Below are 20365 nucleotides of genomic sequence, written 5' to 3'. Positions count from 1 at the left end.
TCGATGGCTGTCACCGCCAACCCCAATGCGGACCTGCCGCGCCTTGGCATCGTGCTGATGCTGACGGCGTGGCTGTTCTTTTCGCTGGTAGACCTTGGGGCCAAGTGGTTGGCGTTGGCCGGCGTGCCGGCATTTCAGTTGGCGTTCATGCGCTACGCGGGGCACTTTGTGATCTCTGTGGGTGTGATCGCCAAAGGCGGGATTGAGGCCAGCCGATTCAAGACCGACCATCCATGGCAGGTCATTAGCCGGGCCTTACTGCTGATCTCGGCGACCGTTTTCAACTTTTATGCCTTGCGGTTTTTGCCTCTGACCGTCGTGTCGGCAATCATGTTCTCAAGCCCGGTCATCGTGTGCTTCCTGTCCGTTTTCGTGTTGAAGGAGAGAGTAGGCCAATGGCGTTGGGCGGCTATCATCCTGGGCTTTCTGGGGGTGTTGGTTGTCGTGCGGCCGTTTGGTTCGGCCTTTCATCCGACCATGCTGCTGATCGTCTATAACGCCACTGCGCTGGCCTTGTATTCGATCATGACGCGCAGGCTGTCCGGGGTTGTTGCGGTGGATACCATGCAATTCTACCTCGGGCTTACCGGGACGGTGGTCCTGCTGCCCTTCGCCATCTGGTTTTGGGTCCAGCCGGAAAACACCTGGAGTCTGATAGTCCTGATTAGCCTTGGCGTCTTTGGCTGGTGCGGGCATCAACTGCTGACTAACGCGCATCGGTTCGGAACGGCGAACCAGTTGATGCCATTCACCTATTCGTTCCTGATCTACGTTGCGATCTGGGGCTATCTGTTCTTTGACACTGTACCGGACGCATTCACGTTGGCAGGGGCTGCGCTGATCATGGTTGCCGGGCTCATCATCTGGAAAAGAGAAAAGAAATGACGCGAATTGCCTGCATCGGCGAAGCAATGATCGAATTGTCCATGCTGGAGACCGGCGCGAAGTTGGGCGTCGCCGGGGATACGCTGAACACAGCCATCTACATGCACCGCGCGGCTCCTGATCTGCAGGTGGAGTATGTGACATGTCTGGGCGACGACCCGTTCTCAGGGCGCATCGCGGACTTTGTCGCCAGCCATGGCATCGGGACATCCGGCATCCGCATCATTCCCAACGCTTCTCCGGGACTATACGCGATCACGACCTCTGCGGACGGTGAACGCAGCTTTACCTATTGGCGCAGCGAGGCGGCCGCCCGCCAGCTTTTTGCCGATCATGACTTCAGCTCGCTGAAAGGTTACGACGTGCTGTACTTGTCAGGGATTTCCGTGGCCATTCTTCCGCATTCAGTAAGGCTTGCGCTTCTGGACTGGCTCGAAGGCTCTTCTGTCCGGTTGGTCTATGACAGCAATTTTCGTCCGCGTCTTTGGGACAGCGCCGAACACGCCCGGCAGATCAACCAACGGCTTTGGCAGCGTGCAGATATTGCCCTACCATCCATCGACGACGAGATGGCACTGTTCGGGGAAAGCGCGGATCAAGTGGCGGCACGCTTTACCGATCATCACGGTGTCGGTGCATTGAAACGCGGAGAGGATGGCCCTCTGCCCATTGGTCAGAACATTGACCAAACCTATGAGCCTGCCAAAAACGTGCTGGATACCACAGCGGCGGGCGACAGTTTCAACGGTGGGTACCTCGCAGCCTTGCTGACAGGAAAATCGCAGGCCAAGGCCCTGATGGCCGGACACAATCTGGCGTCCACCGTTGTTCAGTTCCGCGGCGCGATCATTCCCGGATAAGTGACGCGAGATCCTCAGCGCCAACAAGGTCCAAAAGTGGCACTACCGGATCTGGCTGTTTGACAGCCGAGGCGATTTCCAACGCGCAAGGATCGTTCAGCGTCCTGCCCTTGGCGGTCTCGGACATGCAAAAGGAGATCCAGGCCCGCATCCCTGCAATCACCGCCTGAGAGCCGGTCTCACGGAGTGTGGGAACAAACCGATACGGCAGCTTTTGGCTGCCATCCATCGCGATTTGGTCCAGACGGTGCGCCAGCTCGAGGTTTTCAAAGCGGCGCAACAAAGCCTCGGCATAGTCCGGAACCTGTACTTGCAGTGCTGCGGGCAGCGTTGCGCCCGCATCCTTCATCAACTCGGAAACCAGCGGGCGCAAAACCGGGTCTCGAACCGCTTCGTGGACGTAGGTCAGGCCTCGCTCCAAGCCGCCATAAGCCAACAGGGAATGGGCACCGTTCAACATGCGCAGCTTTCGCATCTCGTGCGGGGCTACGTCATCGACCAGTTGCACGCCCGGCCAATCCGGGTGCGGACCGGCGAAACTGTCTTCGATCACCCACTCCGAAAACGCCTCGGTCGGAACAGCCATAGGATCGCCGCTGATTGCGCGAACGGCGTCCGTGGTAGCCGGGGTGATCCGGTCGACCATCGCGTTTGGAAAGCGAACGGCATTCCAATTCACGTCCAGGCCGGCTGCATTCGCAAAATCGGCAACTGCCATTTCGAGCGTTTTGCCGTTTTCCATGCGATTGTCACAGCTTAGCACCGTTACTGGCTTGCACCGTTCCGCAAGGCCATAAGCTAAAAACCCGATCAGCGTCGCAGGCCCTTTCCCTGCCAGATCGGCGGCAATCGCTGGGTCCTGAAGGTTCAGATTGCCCGCGGCGTCCAAATGGTAACCTTTCTCGGTGACGGTCGCCGAGATGATCTCGGCATCCGCCATCACATCGAAAATCTCTGTGCGATCATTGGGCACGACCAGAACGTCACGCAGAGCTTTGATGCGCCGGACGCCCTGCCCCTGTACGCACAAATCGTACTCGAAACCTTGTTGGGCCAATCCATCCCGAACCGAGGATGAACGCAGGCTGACGCCGACAACGTCCCATCCGCCAGCTTGATCCGTGTAGTCCAGCAAATGCGCCCGGGCGAAGTTTCCAAGGCCAAAGTGAAGAATTGTACCCATCTAGCTTTGCAATCCGTAAACTTGTTTCGCCAAATCGACAGCCAGCAACCGCGCAAGATGCTCAGCACTATCCCGACCGAAATAGCCGCGCGCAACCTGATCGGCCAAATGAATCGCCACTCCCCGTCGCCACAGGTCGTGCCGTGCAGGAATGGACAGAAAGGCCCGCGTGTCGTCATTGAATCCGGCCAGATTGTAGTATCCGGACGTTTCAACAATCTGATCGAAATACCGCGCTATACCGGCTGGGCTGTCGTGGAACCACCAAGGCGGCCCGATCCTAAGGCACGGCCAATGTCCCGCCATGGGCGCCAGTTCACGGGCATAGGTGCTTTCGTCCAATGTGAAGAGTATGATGCGCAGTTCCGCCGAGTTTCCGACCCGGTTCAAAAGCGCCTCAAGGCCCGTGACCCAATTCATAGCGATTGGAATGTCCGCCCCCTTGTCCCGTCCGAAGTCCCGCATTACCGCGTCGTTCGTGTTGCGCTTGCTGCCAGCATGTATCTGCATGGTCAGACCATCATCGATAGACATCTGCGCCATTTCGATCAGCATATGTCCATAGAACCGGCGAGCATCCTGTTCGGCCCCTTCCCGCCGTCTCAGCCGTTGGTACAGCGCATCCGGGTCGTCCAGCCACTCGGTCTGCACACGTTCGATACCGTGGTCAGTGGCCGTACAGCCCAGCTGGATGAAATAAGCCCGCCGCATTCGCAGCGCGTTGAGGTAGCCATCGTAGCTGCCCAGATCGCAGCCCGTCAGCTCGGCCAACTTTTTCAGGTTTTGTACGAACTCCGGGTCCGCCCCATCCAAAACCCCGTCTGGGCGGAACGCCGGAATAACTCGCCCACCCCAATCGCTTGTACGAATCTCCCGATGCTCAACGAGGCTGTCGAGAGCGGAATCTGTGGTGGCCAGAACCTCGATCCCAAATCTGTCGAACAAAGCCCTCGGACGAAATTCAGGTCGCGCCAGCTTTTCTGAGATCTTATCGTAAACCTGGTCTGCTGTGCGCGAAGACAACTCCTCAGACACGCCCAGCGTTTCATGCAGCACGTAATTCATCCAGATCCGGGATGGCGTTCCCAGGAACAGATGCCAGTGCTCGGCAAAAGTGCGAAAAACGGCGCGAGGATCCTTCTTTCGCCCCTCTTCCCCAATGCCAAGTTCGGACAAGGGAACGCCCTGCGAATAGAGCATACGGAACACGTAATGGTCGGGAACCACCAGCAGTTCTGCCGGGTTGGGAAACGGCGCATCGGTTGCAAACCACCCCGGATCGCAGTGACCATGCGGAGACACGATCGGGAGGTCCTTGATGCCCAGGTACAGGCCTTCTGCCATGCCATTCAAATTACCAGTCAATTCTGCCTCCGATACTGCTGCCCGCAATTGTTAACACAGTTTTTATGGTTGCATCTTTCCCGTTCGAACCCGCAGACTGACCGGGTGATCCGGGGGAATGAATGAATATTGCGCTGATTGGTTTGGGGATGGTTTCGGGAACGCATGTTGCTGCCATTCAGGCATCGGAGCGAGGTCTCAATCTTGCTGGCGTCTTAGGGCGCAATCCTGAAAAAGCAGCTGAGTTCGCGCAGCGAAACGACACCCGCGCGTTCAGCTCGGTTGAGGAAATCGCAAACGACTCAAACGTCGACTTTGCGATCATCGCAACCCCGCCTGATCAGCGCACAGAGTTGGTGCGGGTTCTTTCGACCGCTTCGAAACCGATCCTAATGGAAAAGCCTATCGAAAGAACGCTGGGCGCCGCGGCAGCCATAGTCGAGCAGTGCGAGGTGTCTGGCGTGCTGCTGGGCATCGTTTTTCAGCACCGCGCTCGCGCCGCCTCGCAGGCGCTGAAATCAGCCATTGTACAGGGTGAGTTGGGCGCGATCGCCACGGTGGAAATCCGTGTCCCCTGGTGGCGCGATCAGAGCTACTATGACGAGCCAGGTCGCGGCACTTATGCACGCGACGGAGGCGGTGTCATGATTTCGCAGGCAATCCACACGCTTGACCTCGCGATGTGGCTGCTGGGGCCGATCTCGGACATTCAAGCCATGATGAGAAAAACTCCGTTGCACGATCTCGAGGCCGAGGATTGGGCAGGTGCAATCTTTGAAATGGATAACGGCGCGGTGGGAACGTTGATGGCAACCACCGCCGTATATCCCGGGGCCGCAGAGTCCATCACCATCCAGGGCACGCACGCCAAAGCGCATCTGGAGTCAGGTGTCCTGACCTTAACCACTTTCGATGGTCAGAAATCCACGTTTGGCGAAACGTCCGCCACAGGCGGCGGGGCCGATCCCATGGCGTTCACCCATGAATGGCACCAGGCGGTCATAGAGGATTTTGCCAACGCACTCGCCGGTGGAACGCGACCCATGGCCACCGGACGCAGTGCCCTTTTGACCCACGCCGTCATAGACACGATGCAGATCGCCAATCGAACCGGCCAGAAAACACGAGTCATCTCATGAGCCTGACCTGCGTCGCCCTAGGCCTGGACCACCGCCATATCTATGGCATGACGGAAAACATGCGCAAAATCGGCGTGGACTGCGTTGGCTTTTGGACACAAGGCGAACCCGAAACGCTGGCGGGCTACGTCAAAAGGTTTCCCGATATTCCACGGCTGGCCCGACTGGAAGACGCCTTAACTTGCGGGGCGGATCTGGCGCTAATTTCGGCAATACCGGCAGATAGGGCCGCTTTGACAATCCGCGCCATGCAAAACGGCATGGACGTCATGAGCGACAAGCCGGGCTGTACGACGTTCGAGCAACTCGACCAGATCAAACGGGCGGTTGCGGACACCGGTCGCATCTGGTCGGTGAATTTTTCCGAAAGGTTTGAAACGCCCGTCAGCACCCGGGCGACCGAGTTGGTCGAGGCCGGTGCCATCGGGCGCGTGATCCAGACGGTCGGACTTGGCCCGCACCGATTGAACCGGGCAACTCGTCCGGAATGGTTTTTTCAGCGTGAACGCTATGGCGGTATTCTGACCGACATCGCCTCGCATCAGATCGATCAGTTCTTGCACTACACAGGTTCGGAAACCGCGGAAATCACAAACGCTTGTGTGGCGAACTACGCAAACCCCAAAGATCCCGGATTGCAGGATTTCGGAGAGCTCAATCTACGAAGCAAGAATGGCACCGGGTACATCCGGGTTGACTGGTTCACTCCGGATGCCTTGCCAAACTGGGGAGATGGTCGCCTGACGATCCTGGGCACCGAAGGCTATATCGAGTTGCGGAAATACGTTGATGTGGGTGGAGCCTCGGGAACAGACCATCTGATCCTCGTCAATGGTGAAACCTGCCAAAAGATCGACGCATCTGACGCCGGCCTTCCCTACTTTTCGCGCCTGGCCGATGACATCCGTAACCGGACCGAAACCGCGATGATCCAAACCCACTGCTTTACGGTCATGGAACTGGCATTGCACGCGCAGGAAATGGCGGAACGCAAATGATCAACGTTGCGATCCTTGGCGCAGGTATCGGTGCGCAACATATAAGCGCACTGGAACGGCTTGACTGCAAATTCCGCGTAACCGCCGTGGTCGACCAGAATACGGACCGGATCGAACAGATTCGACAGAACTCGGATTTTCGATCTCTGACCAACATTCAAGACGCGCTGGATGATCCGGAGATTGATGTCATCGACATCTGCCTGCCGCCCCATCTACATGTGCCGACCACTCTTGCGGCATTGGCCGCAGGAAAACACGTTGTCTGCGAAAAGCCCCTTGCGACCTCGATGCAGGATGTGGATCGGATCGCGGCAGCCGCCCACAGCACGGGCAAGCATGTGTTTCCGGTTTTTCAATACCGGTGGGGCCCGTCACTGGCCCAATTGCGCCACCTGCAACGCGCCGGCCTGACCGGAACGGTCCAAACTGCCGCGCTTGAAACCCATTGGTCCCGAGGGGCAGATTATTACGCGGTGCCGTGGCGAGGAACATGGGCCGGTGAACGCGGCGGCGCAGTGCTTGGCCATGCCATCCACAACCATGATCTGCTGACACATATCGCGGGTGATATCGCCTGGGTGTCAGCAATGACCACAACGCGGGTCAACCCGATCGAGACCGAAGACTGCGCTGCGATCTGCTTTGGCATGGCTACCGGAGCTTTGTGCACAAGCAATATCACACTAGGCGCCGCCACGGACGAAACCCGCTTGCGGTTCGTCTTTGAAAAGGTGACCGCCACCTCTGGCACGGAACCCTATGCGCCGGGTCAAACGCCTTGGACATTCGTTGCGCGGGACCCGGTGGATCAAGCCGCTATCGACGAGGCCCTTGCAGCCGCCGCTGCCGAACCAACAGGTTTCGAAGGGTTCTTTACCGAAATCGGCAAGGCGCTGCGGTCCGAGGCAAATTCGGCCGTTACGCTGCAGGACGGCGCCGCATCCATCGGCCTTGTGACTGCGATTTATTACGCGGCGCGCACCGGGCAGCGTGTTGCCCTTCCCATCAGGCCCGATCACCCGCTGTATGAAGGATGGCTGCCATGAAACAATGCTGGCGTTGGTTCGGACCCGATGATCCGATCGCTCTGGCCGATCTACATCAAGTCGGGGTTCAGGGCATCGTTACTGCGTTGCATCACATCCCGCCTGGACTGCCCTGGGACGAACCGAGCATCGCCGATCGGCAGGCAGTTCTGGCCGCGGCCGGGTACAGTTGGGAGGTTGTCGAAAGCCTGCCCGTCTCCGAGGCGATCAAGACGCAGTCCGCAGACATAGCCGAACATCTGCAGGCGTATAAGTCCAGCCTCAGGGCCCTGTCCGCCCGTGGCGTCAAAGTCGTGTGCTACAACTTTATGCCGATTCTGGATTGGACACGCACCGCCCTTCGCTCCCCGCAGCCGCATGGCGGAACGGCCATGCTGTTCGACCTGACTGATTTTGCAGTTTTCGACATATATATTCTCGAACGTCCGGGCGCGTCGGAAGACTATTCCAACGACGTCCAGCAAACGGCCGAGGATCGCTTCTTGCGCCTGTCGGATGAATCCAAAGCCCAGTTGCAGCACAATGTCACTGCGGGGCTGCCCGGCGCCAACGATCAGTGGAGCGTGCAGGACGTGCGCTCTTTGTTGCGGACATATGCCGAGATAGACCGTGACCGGCTGCGCACAAATCTCATCGACTTCCTGTCTGAGGTCGCCCCGGTAGCTCAAGAATTGGGGTTGCGCTTGTGCTGTCACCCGGATGATCCACCCTTCTCGTTGCTCGGTCTGCCGCGGATCATGTCCAGTACTGAGAACTACGGCGCCGTGCTGGATGCGGTTGATATGCCCGCGAACGGCGCAACCTTTTGTACCGGATCGCTGGGTGTTTCCTCCGAATTCGATGGGCCGGACTTCGTACGCAGGCATGGCGGCCGGATTCACTTTGTTCACTTGCGAAATACCCGACGCATCGCGGGGTCGGACAGACAGAAGCCGGATTTCTATGAGGCTCCGCATCTGGAGGGCGACACCGACATGGTCGGCACCATTCGCGAGCTGATGAACGAACAACGCCGCCGCAAATCTCAAGGGCGGGACGACTGGCAAATTCCGATGCGACCCGACCACGGACAAGAGCTGCTGAGCGATCTGGGCGGACACAGCACTCCTGGCTATCCGCTGATCGGACGAATGCGCGGGCTGGCGGAACTGCGCGGCATCATGGCGGCGTTTTCCTGACACGTCGGATCAGGCTGTTTCTTTCCGTCCGTAACACTTCTTTGCTTGCCTGTGCGCGGTATTCTTCGTTTACTTACGGCACGTAAACGGGCAGCGGGGTGTCTTCCGGACTCGCCCGACGTCTGTTCAAGACGCGTGAAACTCCCGCGAAAACCGATGCCTTGAGGCATCAATTTTCGAAACGTCTGCCAGACGGCAAAGACGGAAGAACGGGAGGAGTCCAAATGAAAACCACAGGCGTAATAGGTCTTGGCGACATGGGCAGCGGCCTTGCCAAGAACCTGATCAAGAATGGCTTTGAAACATCCGGTTTCGACCTGAGCGAGACACGCATGGCGGCATTTACCGACATGGGCGGCCTGCCCAAGGACAGCGTGGGACAGGTCGGTCGTCACGCCGCCAGCGTGTTTGTCATGGTGATGCACGGAGATCAGGCCCGCGATGTCATTCTGGGTGAAAACGGACTGGTTGCGAACATGGCCGAAGGCGGAACTGTCATCCTGTCGGCGACCATTACACCGGCCGAAGCAAGCGCCATCGGGCATGACATGGAGGGCTCCGGCATCCACCTGATCGACACTCCGGTCTCGGGTGGGTTTCCCGGCGCGCAGAACGGCACATTGACGATGATGGCTGCCGGTGCCGCTGATGTGCTGGACCAAAACGCCGAAGTCATGCAGGCAGTGTCGGCAACCATTCACCGGGTCGGAGAAAACGCCGGTGACGGGCAAACCGTGAAAGCCTGCCTGCAATCCCTTATCGGGTCGATCTTTTCCGCCACATTCGAGGCTGCGGCCCTGGCGGCCAAAGCCGGTGTCACCGGTCAGGCATTGCTTGACGTGTTCTCATCCTCCAGCGCGGGGTGCGGCGTCGTGAATACCGCCCTTGAAAACATCATTGATCGCAAGTTCGAGGCTACCGGTAGTCATATCGCAACTATGCACAAGGACCTGACGATCTCTCTGGCACTGGCCGGTGCGTTGGGCGTTCCTATGCACACTGCCTCGTCCGCAATGCAGATCTTTCACGCCGGAAAAACCAAATACCCGAACGGCGACAACTGGGTGTGTACCCGCGTCATCGAAGAGATCGTTGGCGCAGAATTGCATCGCTGAGAGGACCGGACATGAAACTAGGTGTGATTTGCGACGGCATTTCCCGCGATCTGCGGCAGGCCGTGGATGTAATGGACGAATTCGGCCTGGACTATGCAGAGCTACAGTTCGTGGGCGACACCGAGGTCGGGGACCATTCCCCGCAGGAAATTGCCGAGATCGACGCGCTCTTGCGCGACCGGGGCAAGCTTGTGTCGTGTCTGTCGCGCCATATCTTTGCGGGGATGACAGCTGCCAACAGGCCCGGCGACAACCTGCACACCCGACACATGGACGCCTTGAAACGCGTGATCGACATGGCGCATATCGTGGGGTCTCCGCTGGTTCGGATCATGACCCAACGAAAAGAGCAGATACTCTGGGGAAAAAACGGCGCCGAGAAGTGGAACGTGGCGCATGGGGTATGGGACTCGATGCCGCCGCTGATCGCGCCGGCGGTTGAACTTGCCAGGGCTGAGGGCGTGACGCTTGTCGTAGAAACCGGAAACGGCACGCTGGTCAATTCCAACTATACAGCCCGCAGACTGATCGACGAGTTGGATGCAAAGGATGCGTTGAAAATTCTTTGGGACCCCGGAAACAATTGCTGGTGCCATGAACTGGCATACCCGGACGGTTACGAAGAACTGCGCGGCGGCTATCTGGGGCACATTCACATCAAGGACGTAAAGGTCGACACGCCACGGGCAACGCTGGAAGTGCGCCGCATGGGGGAAGGTCAGCTTGCGCCTCTGTTCCATCCCATCGCGGACGCGCTCAGATCCGACGGCTATGATGGCGTGATTTCCTTCGAAAGCGTTTATCATCCCGGCAACGGAAATTTCGAAGATGGGTTTCGTCTGTGCATAGACAGGTTCAAAGGCCTGTTTGCATGAATGAAAGCTCTAGCGTGTTACAAATTAAATACTTAAGCCTCAAAGTTGAATGCCGAATGGGGTGCGGAAAGCTGGGCGGATTCGCGCAAGATCAAGGAAAGGATCTGATGGATGAAGCAAGAGTTTTTTGAGTTGTCCATTGAAACGCCCGGCAAATCCCTCACCGACATCAGCGGGGTGGTTCAGCGTACGGTGTCTGAACATGGATTTGGCTCGGGCCTACTGACCCTCTGGTGTGTCCATACAGGTGCCGCGCTGTTGGTACAGGCCAATGCCGATCCCGAGGTGGTCAAGGATATCGAGACGTTCTTCGAAGAACTGGTCCCCAAGTCACCAGGCAAATATCACCACCGCCCGACCGAAGACGACAACGCGCCATCGCATCTGCGCGCGCTGGTGACGCAAACGCAGGTGTCCATCCCGGTCGAACAGGGGCAACTTCCGCTGGGCCGCGTACAAAGCCTGTACCTGTTCGAACACCGCGAGGCACCCAAGACGCGGCGATTGAAGGTGCACTACATCGGGACGTGATGCCTTGGGTCTCGTGGCGCGTTGACGGTGTTACCGCCCCATCCAGCCCCCGTCGACAACAAGGATTTCACCGTTGACGTAGTCCGACGCTGCAGAAGCCAGAAAAACCACGGGTCCGGCAAAATCACCAGGCGTACCCCAACGGCCCTGGGGTGTTCGTTCCAGAATCGACTTCGACCGAACCGGATCGTCCTGCAAAGCTTGGGTATTGTCGGTCGCGATGTAGCCGGGGGCGATTGCATTCACGTTCACACCCTGCCCGGCCCATTCATTGGCCAAGGCCTTGGTCAGCTGTCCAATCCCACCTTTCGAGGCCGCATATCCGGGAACGGTGATGCCGCCCTGAAACGTCAGCAGCGACGCGGTGAAGATGATCTTGCCCGAGCCGCGCGCCAGCATGTCCTTACCGATCTCGCGAGTCAGAACGAACTGCGAGGACAGGTTTACCTCGATCACTTCGTCCCACCAGTCGTCCGGGTGTTCAGCGGCGGGTTTTCGCTTGATCGTGCCGGCATTGTTGACAAGGATATCAGGAGTTTGTCCGTCGGCCCTCAACTGATCATTGAACGCATGCAGCGCAGCGCGATCCGAGAAGTCGCATTGGTAAGCCCGGAAACTGCGTCCCATCGCCGTAACGGCTTTTTCGACATCCGACCCGGACAGCTCGAGCGAGGCCGACACTCCGATGATATCAGCTCCGGCCGATGCCAATGCCTCGGCCATGCCGCGCCCGATGCCGCGTTTGCACCCGGTCACAAGCGCTGTCTTTCCCGTCAGGTCGAAACTTTGCAAAACACTCATGAACGCGGTCCTACTTCGATCAGGCTTTTCATTGCGGTTGGGCTGCGATCCAGTGCTTCGAACGCAGCCTGAATGTCTGACAGAGGGCTGACGTCGGTAATCACAACATCCGCGTCCACTCCGCCCGAGGCGACAACTGCGATCGCCTTCTCGTAATCCTCCGGCTCATAGACCCGAGCACCGATCAGTTGCAGCTCTCGCCAGAAGAATTGGAAAAGGTCGATATGAGGCTTTTGGGCATGGATCGCGACCATCACGATCCGAGCCCGCGTCGCGGCAACGGCGGTCATCGCATCAACACCGGGCTGCGTTCCTGATACCTCGAAAACTACATCCGCCCCTTTGTCGCCCGTGCGCCCGTTGATCGTGGCCACCAGATCGGTTTCGATTGGGTTGATCGTGTCAAAACCAAGCTTTTCGGCAATGGCCAAGCGGTTTGGGTTCACTTCGGAAATCACGACGTTTCCGCCCGCGTCCCGCGCAACCATGGCAACCAGGATGCCGATCGGGCCGCCGCCGATGACGACGACGTCCTCGCCAGGTTGCAGGCCAGACAAGCGCACATCGTGGCAGGCAACGGCGACCGGCTCGATCAGCGCCGCGTGATCCATGCGCAAGTCATCCGGTAGAACGTGCAAGGTGTGGGCCGGAACGGTCCAGATCTCTTGCATGGCACCATCGGTATCGAGGCCGAGAAACTTGAGGTTCTGACAGATATGCTGATGCCCCCGTTTGCAGGCCGGGCATTCTCCGCAGTGATCCAGCGGTCGGACCACGACCTTCTGGCCGGGTTTTACCGTATCGACGCCCTCGCCCACCGCTTCGACGACACCGGACATCTCGTGCCCGATTACCCGGTTCAGACCGACACGGGCATCCATGTTGCCGTGGTAGACGTGGATATCCGTCCCGCAAATCCCGCAATACGCAACGCGAATGGCGGCCTCGCCGGAGCCCGGAGCCGTCGCCTTGGCCTGTTCCACGGCAAAGCTCTTGTTGCCCCTGTAGTACGCCGCAGAGATCGTCTGGGTCGTCATGTATGCATCTCCCTGTGTTCCGCATTCAGTTTGTCCCAGTCGAATTCCACTCCGGTCCCCGGCGTATCCGGGGCCACGGCCAGGCAGTCTTCCACGACAAGCGGACGGGTCGTGTACTGGTCTATCGGGAATGAGTGTACTTCCAGCCAACCCGCATTGGGTTGCGCAGAAACAAGGCTGACGTGCAGCTCCTGCATACCATGGCTACAAACCGGAATGCCGTGCTGGGCGCTTAGCGCGGCCACGCGCAACCAGCCGGTAATCCCGCCACAGTTTGAGGCATCGGGCTGAATGAAACTCAGCTTTGCGTCTTCGAAGGCGTACTCGAATTCGTGAATCGTGTGCAGGTTTTCACCCATGGCAAGGGGAACGCCCGTGGCTTCGGCAATTCGGCCATAGCCTTTGTAATCGTCTGGAATTGTCGGCTCCTCGAACCACAGGATATCGCAGTCGGCGAACCCTTGGGCGGCCTCGATGGCCTGCTCGACGCTCATGGAGTAATTCGCATCGACCATGAAGAACCGGTCCGGCCCCAGCATCTCGCGCACTGCCCGGGCACGTGCAAGATCGTCGGCCAGATCCGGTTGCCCAACCTTGATCTTGACCGCGTTGAACCCACGCGCAAGGTAGCCTTCGGTCTGCCGCAGCAGTTTCTCCAACGAGAAATTCAGGTCGATCCCGCCGGCATAGGCCTTGCACCGTTTGGACGCTCCACCAGCCATTTGCCACAGTGGTGCATTCTGCGTTCTGCCACGAATGTCCCAAAGGGCAATATCCACGGCCGAGATAGCGAACGAGGCGATCCCGCCCCGTGCAACGTAGTGCACATGCCACTGCATGGCATCGTACAGGCTTTCGATCTGTTCGGCGTCTTGCTCAACCAGGAACGGCGCTAGGTCATGCTGGATCATCGCCAGAATGGCATGACCGCCCTTGCCGCCCGTATAGGTATACCCAACCCCCTCGACCCCATCGGTCGTTTGAATGGTGACGGTGATCAATTGAAAGAACGTGTGATCCCCATGTTTGGCATCGACCAGGACCTCTGCTAGCGGGACGTTGAACAGCCGCGCTGAAACACTTTTTATGCGATTCACGAACCCAAAACCTTCTGCTGCCTGGCAATAACTCGAGACTGTAAAAGGATGACCGCAAAAAGAAAGCCTCCACGTATGACCATCTGCCAATAGGCACTGAAACTGATGGTGCCCTGACCGTTTTCAAAGTTCAGAACGTTGAAAACCAAACCCAGCAAAAGCGCTCCGGCAACCGTCGCAGGGATCGAACCCATCCCACCCGTCAACAAGGTACCGCCCACAACGACGGACGCGATGGCCGACAATTCCCAACCAATGCCCTCAAGGGGTTGTCCGGCTCCAAAACCCGAGGCCAGAAAGACGCCAGCCACCCCCGCGCAGCCCCCTGACAGCAGGTAGACGAAAGCCTTGGCGCGATTGACTTTCAGGCCCATTAGGTTCGAGGCATCCTCGCTGCCACCGATCGCCAAGACGGTCCGCCCGATGGTTGTCCTTTCCAGCACCAGCCAAAGTACCAGCGTCAATCCGGCTACGATGACGATTGCCCAAGGAAACAGGCCAAACGCCTGCCCCATGCCAAGCTTGGTGAAGTTCGACCCCCAATCGACCGAAATTGTCTGGGCGCCTGAAATTACCAATGCGCCGCCTTTGGCGGCTAGCATGGTTGCCAGTGTGGCGATGAAGGGCGGGATCCGAAGGATGATTATGCAAAAGGCGTTGATCGCTCCGAAGCCAACGCCGGCAAGAACGGCCCCCGGCAGCGCAACCTGAATCCCGTAGGGGCTGAGATAGGCCGCAACAACCGAAGTAAAGGCCGCCACGGATCCGACCGACAAATCAATCCCGCCGGTCATGATCACGAAGCACATGCCCAGCGCGATCGCAATGAACATCGCGTTGTAATTCAGGAAAGACGAGAAATTGTAGGCGCTTCCAAAGTTGTCATAGCGCATCAGCCCAAACAGGATCAAAGTCAGCAGTGCGATCCACACCGTCACCGAAGCCGAATTGCGCCGAAGGTATTTTCGCAGGTCAAAAGCCGTTTCATCCAACACCAATCATGCCCTCCGGAATTGCTGGACCCAAACGGCCAGGATAATGATGACGGCTTTGGCGATTAGTGCAACTTCGTCCTCTACCCCGTTGGCCAACAACGTATATTTGACCAATTGGATGATGACGGCTCCCAGTATGGCACCAAAGATCGGCGCCCGCCCGCCTTGCAAAAGAGCCCCGCCAACAACCGCGGCCGCGATGGCATCAAGCTCCATAAGATTACCGTTGCGCGCCGCGTCCGAAGCCGAGTTGATAGCAACGACGATCAGCCCCGCCAGACCCGCAAGCACGGCGCAGATGACATAGGCCCCAATCTTGACCCGCCGGACGGGACCGCCCGACAGATAGGCCGCGCGTTCATTGCCGCCGATAGCCAGCAGGTAACGACCCCAAGTGGTTCTGGTGATAACCCAAAACAGAACACAGGCAATGACCAGCGCCAGCCACCCTTGGAACGGCAAGCCAAGCACTTTGCCGGTTCCAAGATAACTGAATGAAGGGTTGGAAAACGTCTGCAGGTTCCCGCTCGTCAAGACTTGGGCAATACCGCGACCCGAGATAAAGAGAATGAGCGTCGCAATAATGGGTTGCACATTCAACACGGCAACCATCACACCGTTGAACACCCCGCATAGCCCGGCGATAAACAGCGGTAGGACAATGGCCAAAGTGACGCCCAGCATCGGATAGGCAGCGCCCAGATCCGACAGGAAAATCAGCGGAGCAACTGCCCCCGCCAGTGCCATGACCGCACCGACCGAAAGATCGATACCACCCGTGGCGATCACCAGCGTCATGCCCATGGCCACGATGGCGATCGTGGCAACCTGGCTGATATTCACGAACAATGTTTGCAGTTGCAGGAAATTGGGGGTGAAAAACGCGTTGAACACCAATAAGGCGACCAACGCGGCGATGCCGCCGTGAAAGCGGAAGGGCATTGAGGCGACCCGTTGCGGCAACTTCATTGCTCGGTCCATGAACTAGATCCTCCTTCATGATGCGCAAGCGCGCGCACCAGTATGTTCTCGGTAATCCCGGGGTTGGTCAGTTCCTTGACCGAGCGCCCCTCGTGCATGACCACGATGCGGTCGGCGCCTTCTACCAGTTCTTCGAATTCTGAACTGATGAGGACCACGCCAAACCCCTTCTCAACGTAAGACCGAATGAACGATTGGATCTCTCGCTTGGCGCCGACATCCACGCCTCGGGTCGGCTCATCGAGTATCAGGATGTCGGGCTGCGTCGCCAGCCAACGGGCAAGCAGCACCTTCTGCTGGTTGCCGCCGGACAACTCGCGAATGGGTTGGTCCATATGCGCCGCCTTGATGCCCAGATCGTCGATGAAGGCCTGAACGATCTCGCGCTCGCGGGCAAAATCGATCTGACCACGGCTGGCTAGTTTCGGCAACAGGGCCAACGTTATGTTCTCACGCACGGACATGTCGGGAATAATCCCTTCGGCCTTGCGATCTTCGGTCAGAAAGCCGACCCCGTTTGCTATCGCTTCACCCGGTCCGGACGGTTGCCCGACCGCACCGTGTATCTCGATTGCGCCGCTGCGTGCTCCGTCCACTCCGAACAAGGCCCGCGCCGCCTCGGTCCGGCCAGAGCCCAGCAGCCCGCCCAGCCCAACAATTTCCCCGCGGTGGAGTGTGAGGTCAAAATGCGTCAGTCGTGGGCCAGTCGAAACAGAGTCGGCCCGCAGAACGATATCGCCTTTCTTAGCTTTGGCGCCGGCGAAGTCCGTCAAACCGTCTGCCGCAATCTCGTCCTTGTTGCGGCCCAGCATGTCCGCGATCATTTCCAGCTTGGTCGTGTCCTGGACATTGCGAGTGCTGACAGTGCGCCCGTCTCGCATCGTTGTGACCCGATCGCAGATCTGGAACAGCTCATCAAGGAAATGCGAGACATACAGAACGGACACGCCCTGTTTCTTCAACTCGCGCACCACACCGAACAAAACCTCGACCTCGCTGGCATCAAGCGACGACGTCGGCTCGTCCATAATGACCAGCTTCGCGTCCAGCGACACCGCTCGCGCTATCGCGACCAACTGCTGGATCGCAGTCGAGAAATTCCCCAGAGGCTCGGTTACGTCGATATCTATGCCAAAGCGCGCAAGAACCTCGCGTGCGCGCCTGTTACCCTCGCGCCAGTCGACCAGAAAGCCCAGGCGTTTGGGCTCGTACCCCATGATGATGTTCTCGGTCACTGACCGCAGCGGCACCAGGTTGAGCTCTTGATAGATTGTGGCAATTCCGTATTTCTGCGCTTCGCGCGGGGTAGAAATGCGGCTTGGCGCGCCCGTCAGATAGACGTCACCGGCATCCCGGCCGTAAACTCCGGTCAGGACCTTGATCATCGTCGATTTGCCGGCACCGTTCTGCCCGATGAGTGCGTGAACTTCGCCGGGTGCTATTTCCAGACTGGCCTGGCTGAGTGCTGGAACCTCAGCAAAAGACTTGTCGATCCCCGACATCGAAACGAGCGCGTTCATGATATCTCGTACTCCAATTGCTTGCGGGCAGCGCTGACACTCAGCCAGCACCACCCACCAGGGAGAATCAATAGGCTTCGTCGATGTGATCAGCGGCGTTGTCTTGCGTAAAGATCCGGTCTTCGACCTTTACCCACTCAGGGATCTGCTCGCCCGCCGCATACTTCTTCATGACATCACAAGCCAATGGGCCAAAGAAGGGTGAGCTTTCTACGGTCACACCCATCTTGCCATCGATAATTGCCTGAAGCGCATCACGCGTTCCATCAATCGAAACGATGGTCACGTCCTCGCCTGGCTTGCGGCCGGCCAGTTCCAGAGCCTGGATCGCGCCGATCGCCATCTCGTCATTGTGGGCGTAGACCACGTTCACGTCGGGGTGCGCCTGCAGCAGGGTTTCCATCACCTGACGACCCAGATCGCGCGCAAAGTCACCGGTCTGAGAAGCCACGATCTCAAAGCGGTCGTCCGCTGCGATCGCGTCGTCGAAACCCTTTTTACGGTCATTTGCAGGTGAAGAACCAGTTGTGCCCTCCAACTGGACGATAACGCCCTGGTCGCCGTCAAAATTGTCCATCAGCCATTGCGCGGCCCGGTTGCCCTGATCAATGAAGTCCGATCCTAGGAATGCTACGAAATGCTCGCCTGGCTTGGCGACGGCCGGATCAACCGAGCGGTCCACGAGAAAAGTCGGAATGCCGGCAGCGCGTGCTTTCATAACGGCCGGAATCAGTGGCTTTTCTTCCCTTGGAGGCAGAAACAGAACGTCGATGCCTTGTGCGATCATGCTGTCCACATCTGCTACCTGCTTGGCCGCTGATCCAGCTGCATCCGTCGCGATAAGGTCCCAGCCGCAGGCCTCGGCCGTGTCATGGAACGATTTGGTCTCGGCAATACGCCACGGATTGTTCGACTCCATCTGCGCAAAGCCGACTTTGTAGCGCTCCTTCTGCTCAAGCTGTGGCAGATCCTGCGCTATCGCAGTCGTGCCCAACAGCGCACCCGCGACAACCGTCGAGATCAAAAGAGTTCTGCGTTTCATGGTTATTCCTCCTCCATTGGTGCGGTCGCCTCCGTTTTGACCGCGAGTTTTAGGTCATGCCCAATTCATGTAAGTCGTCTGTTTCCTCAGATAGCCATCGAAGCCATAAGCGCCGTCTTCACCCCCAACCCCGGAAATACCCCAACCGGTATGAAATCCCTGCACGGCCTCGCCATTGGAGCGGTTCAGGTACAATTCGCCGAACTTCAAGCGGCTCGGGGCCTCCATCAATCGCCGGTGCGATGCCGTAAAGAGATAGGCAGACAGCCCGAATGATGTGTCATTCGCTGCGTCTATCGCCTGATCAAAATCATCGACTCGCATTGCTGTCGCCACGGGGCCAAAGACCTCCTCTTGCATCGCGGCATTGCCGTTGTCTGAGACCTCAAGAACCGTCGGGGACATCCAGTGCCCCTTATGGTGCGCCCCGTCTGTCAGGGGCCCGCCTGCAAGATGAACCGTGGCGCCTTCGGCGATGCTGCGCTGGATGATCTCGGCGACCTTGGTCACTTCGGCCTTGCTGACTTTGGGACCCAAATCGCAGTCGTCCATCGGATCCCCGATCGACAAAGCGCGGGCCGCGGACACAAATTTTTCCAGGAACTGATCCGCAATGCCGCGATGCAGATACATACGCTCGTTGCAGGTGCAAATCTGGCCGCAATTGGCAAACCGGGCGGCAATGGCGGCCGAAACGGCGGCGTCAATATCCGCATCCTCCATCACGATGAACGGAGCCTTACCGCCAAGCTCGAGCCGAACAACCTTGATCCGGTTGGCCGCAGCGCGAAAAATCTCTTTCCCGGCGCGTGTGCTGCCGGTCATTGTAATCAGTGAAGTATCGGGGTGTTCGACCAACCGCTGCCCTACCACCGGCCCCTTGCCTGTCAGAACATTAAGAACACCAGGCGGAAACCCGACCTTGTTGGCAAGCTCGGCGACCGCAAGACCGGACAGCGGCGTGATTTCGTGCCCCAACAGAACAACGGTGTTGCCCGCGACCAGCGCGGGTCCGACCTTCCTGGCGGCCAATGCCAACGGATAGTTCCAGGCCGTCAACGCAACAACAACGCCATAAGGATGACGCCGGATCTGGATTTCCTCGGACTCGTTGTCCGATGCAACTATGTCACCCGAAATCCTCCGGGCCTCTTCAGCCGCATGGCAAAGAAAGGTGACGGCAGCATCCACTTCACCTCGGGCTTGCGAGATCGGCTTGCCCTGCTCGGCGGTTATCAGAGCAGCCAAACGACCGGCGTCGACCCGGACGGCCTCAGCGAGCCTCAGGACCAGCCGAGCCCGCTCGATCGCCGGGCGCGAGGACCACGAGCCAAAAGCCCGATGTGCCGCCTCGACCGACGCATCCGCGTGAGCGGCGGCGCCATCTGGAACCAGCGCAACGATCTCTTCATTTGCAGGGTTTTCGACAACAACCGTGTCCGCGTCAAAGTCGACAAAGCGGCCATCGATGAACATCGAATGCCGAACGACTGGACCCAGCTCCCCTACTACAGACCGCAATTTCGCCTCCCGCGCTTACTCGGTCAAACCACAATGGCGACCGCATCACCCATCAAAACACTAATAATATTATTTCGTCAACACTAATATTAATTACTATCCACTAATATTAGTTGCACGTCCTCCGCATTGTCGATAAAAAGGATACGAACAAAAAGGTTGAACGATGAACGATCAAGCGAACAAGGCCAGGCAACACAGGGGAGTAGGACGA

General features: G+C 58.3%; 19 protein-coding genes. 9 read left to right on the top strand and 10 right to left on the bottom strand.

Translation table 11 applies throughout. The annotated features are described in order from the left end of the window. The first annotated feature begins 3 nt into the window (after window positions 1–3). Both AC2FJF_RS00170 and AC2FJF_RS00165 read left to right on the top strand, forming a co-directional pair. Window positions 4–885 (top strand): DMT family transporter, encoded by an 882-nt coding sequence (locus AC2FJF_RS00170; protein WP_496721885.1) that lies wholly within the window; start codon window positions 4–6, stop codon window positions 883–885. Next, window positions 882–1745 carry a sugar kinase gene (locus AC2FJF_RS00165; protein ID WP_058277412.1) on the top strand — a complete coding sequence of 288 codons (864 nt, stop codon included), beginning with the start codon at window positions 882–884 and terminating at the stop codon, window positions 1743–1745. The genes AC2FJF_RS00170 and AC2FJF_RS00165 overlap by 4 nt, the downstream gene beginning before the upstream one ends. Here AC2FJF_RS00165 and AC2FJF_RS00160 read toward each other — a convergent pair. Together AC2FJF_RS00160 and uxaC are read right to left on the bottom strand one after the other, a co-directional pair. After that, window positions 1732–2928 (bottom strand): mannitol dehydrogenase family protein, encoded by a 1197-nt coding sequence (locus AC2FJF_RS00160; RefSeq protein WP_496721883.1) that lies wholly within the window; start codon window positions 2926–2928, stop codon window positions 1732–1734. The genes AC2FJF_RS00165 and AC2FJF_RS00160 overlap by 14 nt on opposite strands. Beyond that, complete coding sequence (gene uxaC, locus AC2FJF_RS00155; protein WP_496722948.1) at window positions 2929–4272, bottom strand: glucuronate isomerase; 1344 nt, start codon at window positions 4270–4272, stop codon at window positions 2929–2931. Between the two features lie 122 nt (window positions 4273–4394). On the opposite strand from uxaC, the gene AC2FJF_RS00150 reads away from it, so the two are divergent. The 7 genes from AC2FJF_RS00150 (at window position 4395) to AC2FJF_RS00120 (ending at window position 11157) form a co-directional block, all read left to right on the top strand. Continuing rightward, on the top strand, window positions 4395–5411 hold the full coding sequence (locus AC2FJF_RS00150; protein ID WP_496721881.1) for a Gfo/Idh/MocA family protein: 1017 nt from the start codon (window positions 4395–4397) through the stop codon (window positions 5409–5411). After that, the gene (locus AC2FJF_RS00145; RefSeq protein WP_496721880.1) at window positions 5408–6409 is read left to right on the top strand and encodes a Gfo/Idh/MocA family protein; all 1002 of its coding nucleotides are present in this window, start codon (window positions 5408–5410) and stop codon (window positions 6407–6409) included. The genes AC2FJF_RS00150 and AC2FJF_RS00145 overlap by 4 nt, the downstream gene beginning before the upstream one ends. Beyond that, window positions 6406–7458, top strand: coding sequence for a Gfo/Idh/MocA family protein (locus tag AC2FJF_RS00140; RefSeq protein WP_496721879.1), 1053 nt, complete (start codon window positions 6406–6408; stop codon window positions 7456–7458). The genes AC2FJF_RS00145 and AC2FJF_RS00140 overlap by 4 nt, the downstream gene beginning before the upstream one ends. Continuing rightward, the gene (gene uxuA / locus AC2FJF_RS00135) at window positions 7455–8636 is read left to right on the top strand and encodes a mannonate dehydratase (RefSeq protein ID WP_496721878.1); all 1182 of its coding nucleotides are present in this window, start codon (window positions 7455–7457) and stop codon (window positions 8634–8636) included. Before AC2FJF_RS00140 ends, uxuA begins: the two co-directional genes overlap by 4 nt. A 224-nt stretch (window positions 8637–8860) precedes the next feature. Then, window positions 8861–9751, top strand: coding sequence for an NAD(P)-dependent oxidoreductase (locus AC2FJF_RS00130; RefSeq protein WP_472723369.1), 891 nt, complete (start codon window positions 8861–8863; stop codon window positions 9749–9751). A gap of 11 nt (window positions 9752–9762) precedes the next feature. Continuing rightward, a complete protein-coding gene (locus tag AC2FJF_RS00125; protein ID WP_496721877.1) occupies window positions 9763–10626 on the top strand; it encodes a sugar phosphate isomerase/epimerase family protein in 864 nt (287 codons plus the stop codon). A gap of 111 nt (window positions 10627–10737) precedes the next feature. Beyond that, complete coding sequence (locus AC2FJF_RS00120; RefSeq protein ID WP_496721875.1) at window positions 10738–11157, top strand: secondary thiamine-phosphate synthase enzyme YjbQ; 420 nt, start codon at window positions 10738–10740, stop codon at window positions 11155–11157. Window positions 11158–11187: 30 nt separating this feature from the next. On the opposite strand, the gene AC2FJF_RS00115 is transcribed toward AC2FJF_RS00120, so the two are convergent. The 8 genes from AC2FJF_RS00115 to AC2FJF_RS00080 form a co-directional block, all read right to left on the bottom strand. Next, complete coding sequence (locus AC2FJF_RS00115) at window positions 11188–11958, bottom strand: SDR family oxidoreductase (protein ID WP_496721873.1); 771 nt, start codon at window positions 11956–11958, stop codon at window positions 11188–11190. Continuing rightward, entirely contained in the window at window positions 11955–12995 is a 1041-nt protein-coding gene (locus AC2FJF_RS00110) for a zinc-dependent alcohol dehydrogenase (RefSeq protein WP_496721871.1), read from the bottom strand. The genes AC2FJF_RS00115 and AC2FJF_RS00110 overlap by 4 nt, the downstream gene beginning before the upstream one ends. Continuing rightward, window positions 12992–14092 (bottom strand): mandelate racemase/muconate lactonizing enzyme family protein, encoded by a 1101-nt coding sequence (locus AC2FJF_RS00105; RefSeq protein ID WP_496721869.1) that lies wholly within the window; start codon window positions 14090–14092, stop codon window positions 12992–12994. The genes AC2FJF_RS00110 and AC2FJF_RS00105 overlap by 4 nt, the downstream gene beginning before the upstream one ends. Beyond that, window positions 14089–15087: an ABC transporter permease gene (locus tag AC2FJF_RS00100; RefSeq protein WP_200833187.1), complete on the bottom strand. Its 999-nt coding sequence runs from the start codon at window positions 15085–15087 to the stop codon at window positions 14089–14091. The genes AC2FJF_RS00105 and AC2FJF_RS00100 overlap by 4 nt, the downstream gene beginning before the upstream one ends. A gap of 3 nt (window positions 15088–15090) precedes the next feature. Beyond that, a complete protein-coding gene (locus tag AC2FJF_RS00095; RefSeq protein WP_496721867.1) occupies window positions 15091–16068 on the bottom strand; it encodes an ABC transporter permease in 978 nt (325 codons plus the stop codon). After that, entirely contained in the window at window positions 16053–17588 is a 1536-nt protein-coding gene (locus AC2FJF_RS00090; RefSeq protein WP_496721865.1) for a sugar ABC transporter ATP-binding protein, read from the bottom strand. Before AC2FJF_RS00090 ends, AC2FJF_RS00095 begins: the two co-directional genes overlap by 16 nt. A 67-nt stretch (window positions 17589–17655) precedes the next feature. Continuing rightward, a complete protein-coding gene (locus tag AC2FJF_RS00085; RefSeq protein ID WP_496721863.1) occupies window positions 17656–18630 on the bottom strand; it encodes an ABC transporter substrate-binding protein in 975 nt (324 codons plus the stop codon). 54 nt (window positions 18631–18684) lie between these two features. Continuing rightward, window positions 18685–20151 carry an aldehyde dehydrogenase family protein gene (locus AC2FJF_RS00080; protein WP_496721861.1) on the bottom strand — a complete coding sequence of 489 codons (1467 nt, stop codon included), beginning with the start codon at window positions 20149–20151 and terminating at the stop codon, window positions 18685–18687. Window positions 20152–20365: the final 214 nt, after the last annotated feature.

The organism is Ruegeria sp. CDSB013 (assembly GCF_059611165.1).
Note: the sequence above shows the minus strand (reverse complement) of the source record. Positions and strands in the feature narration are given on the sequence as shown.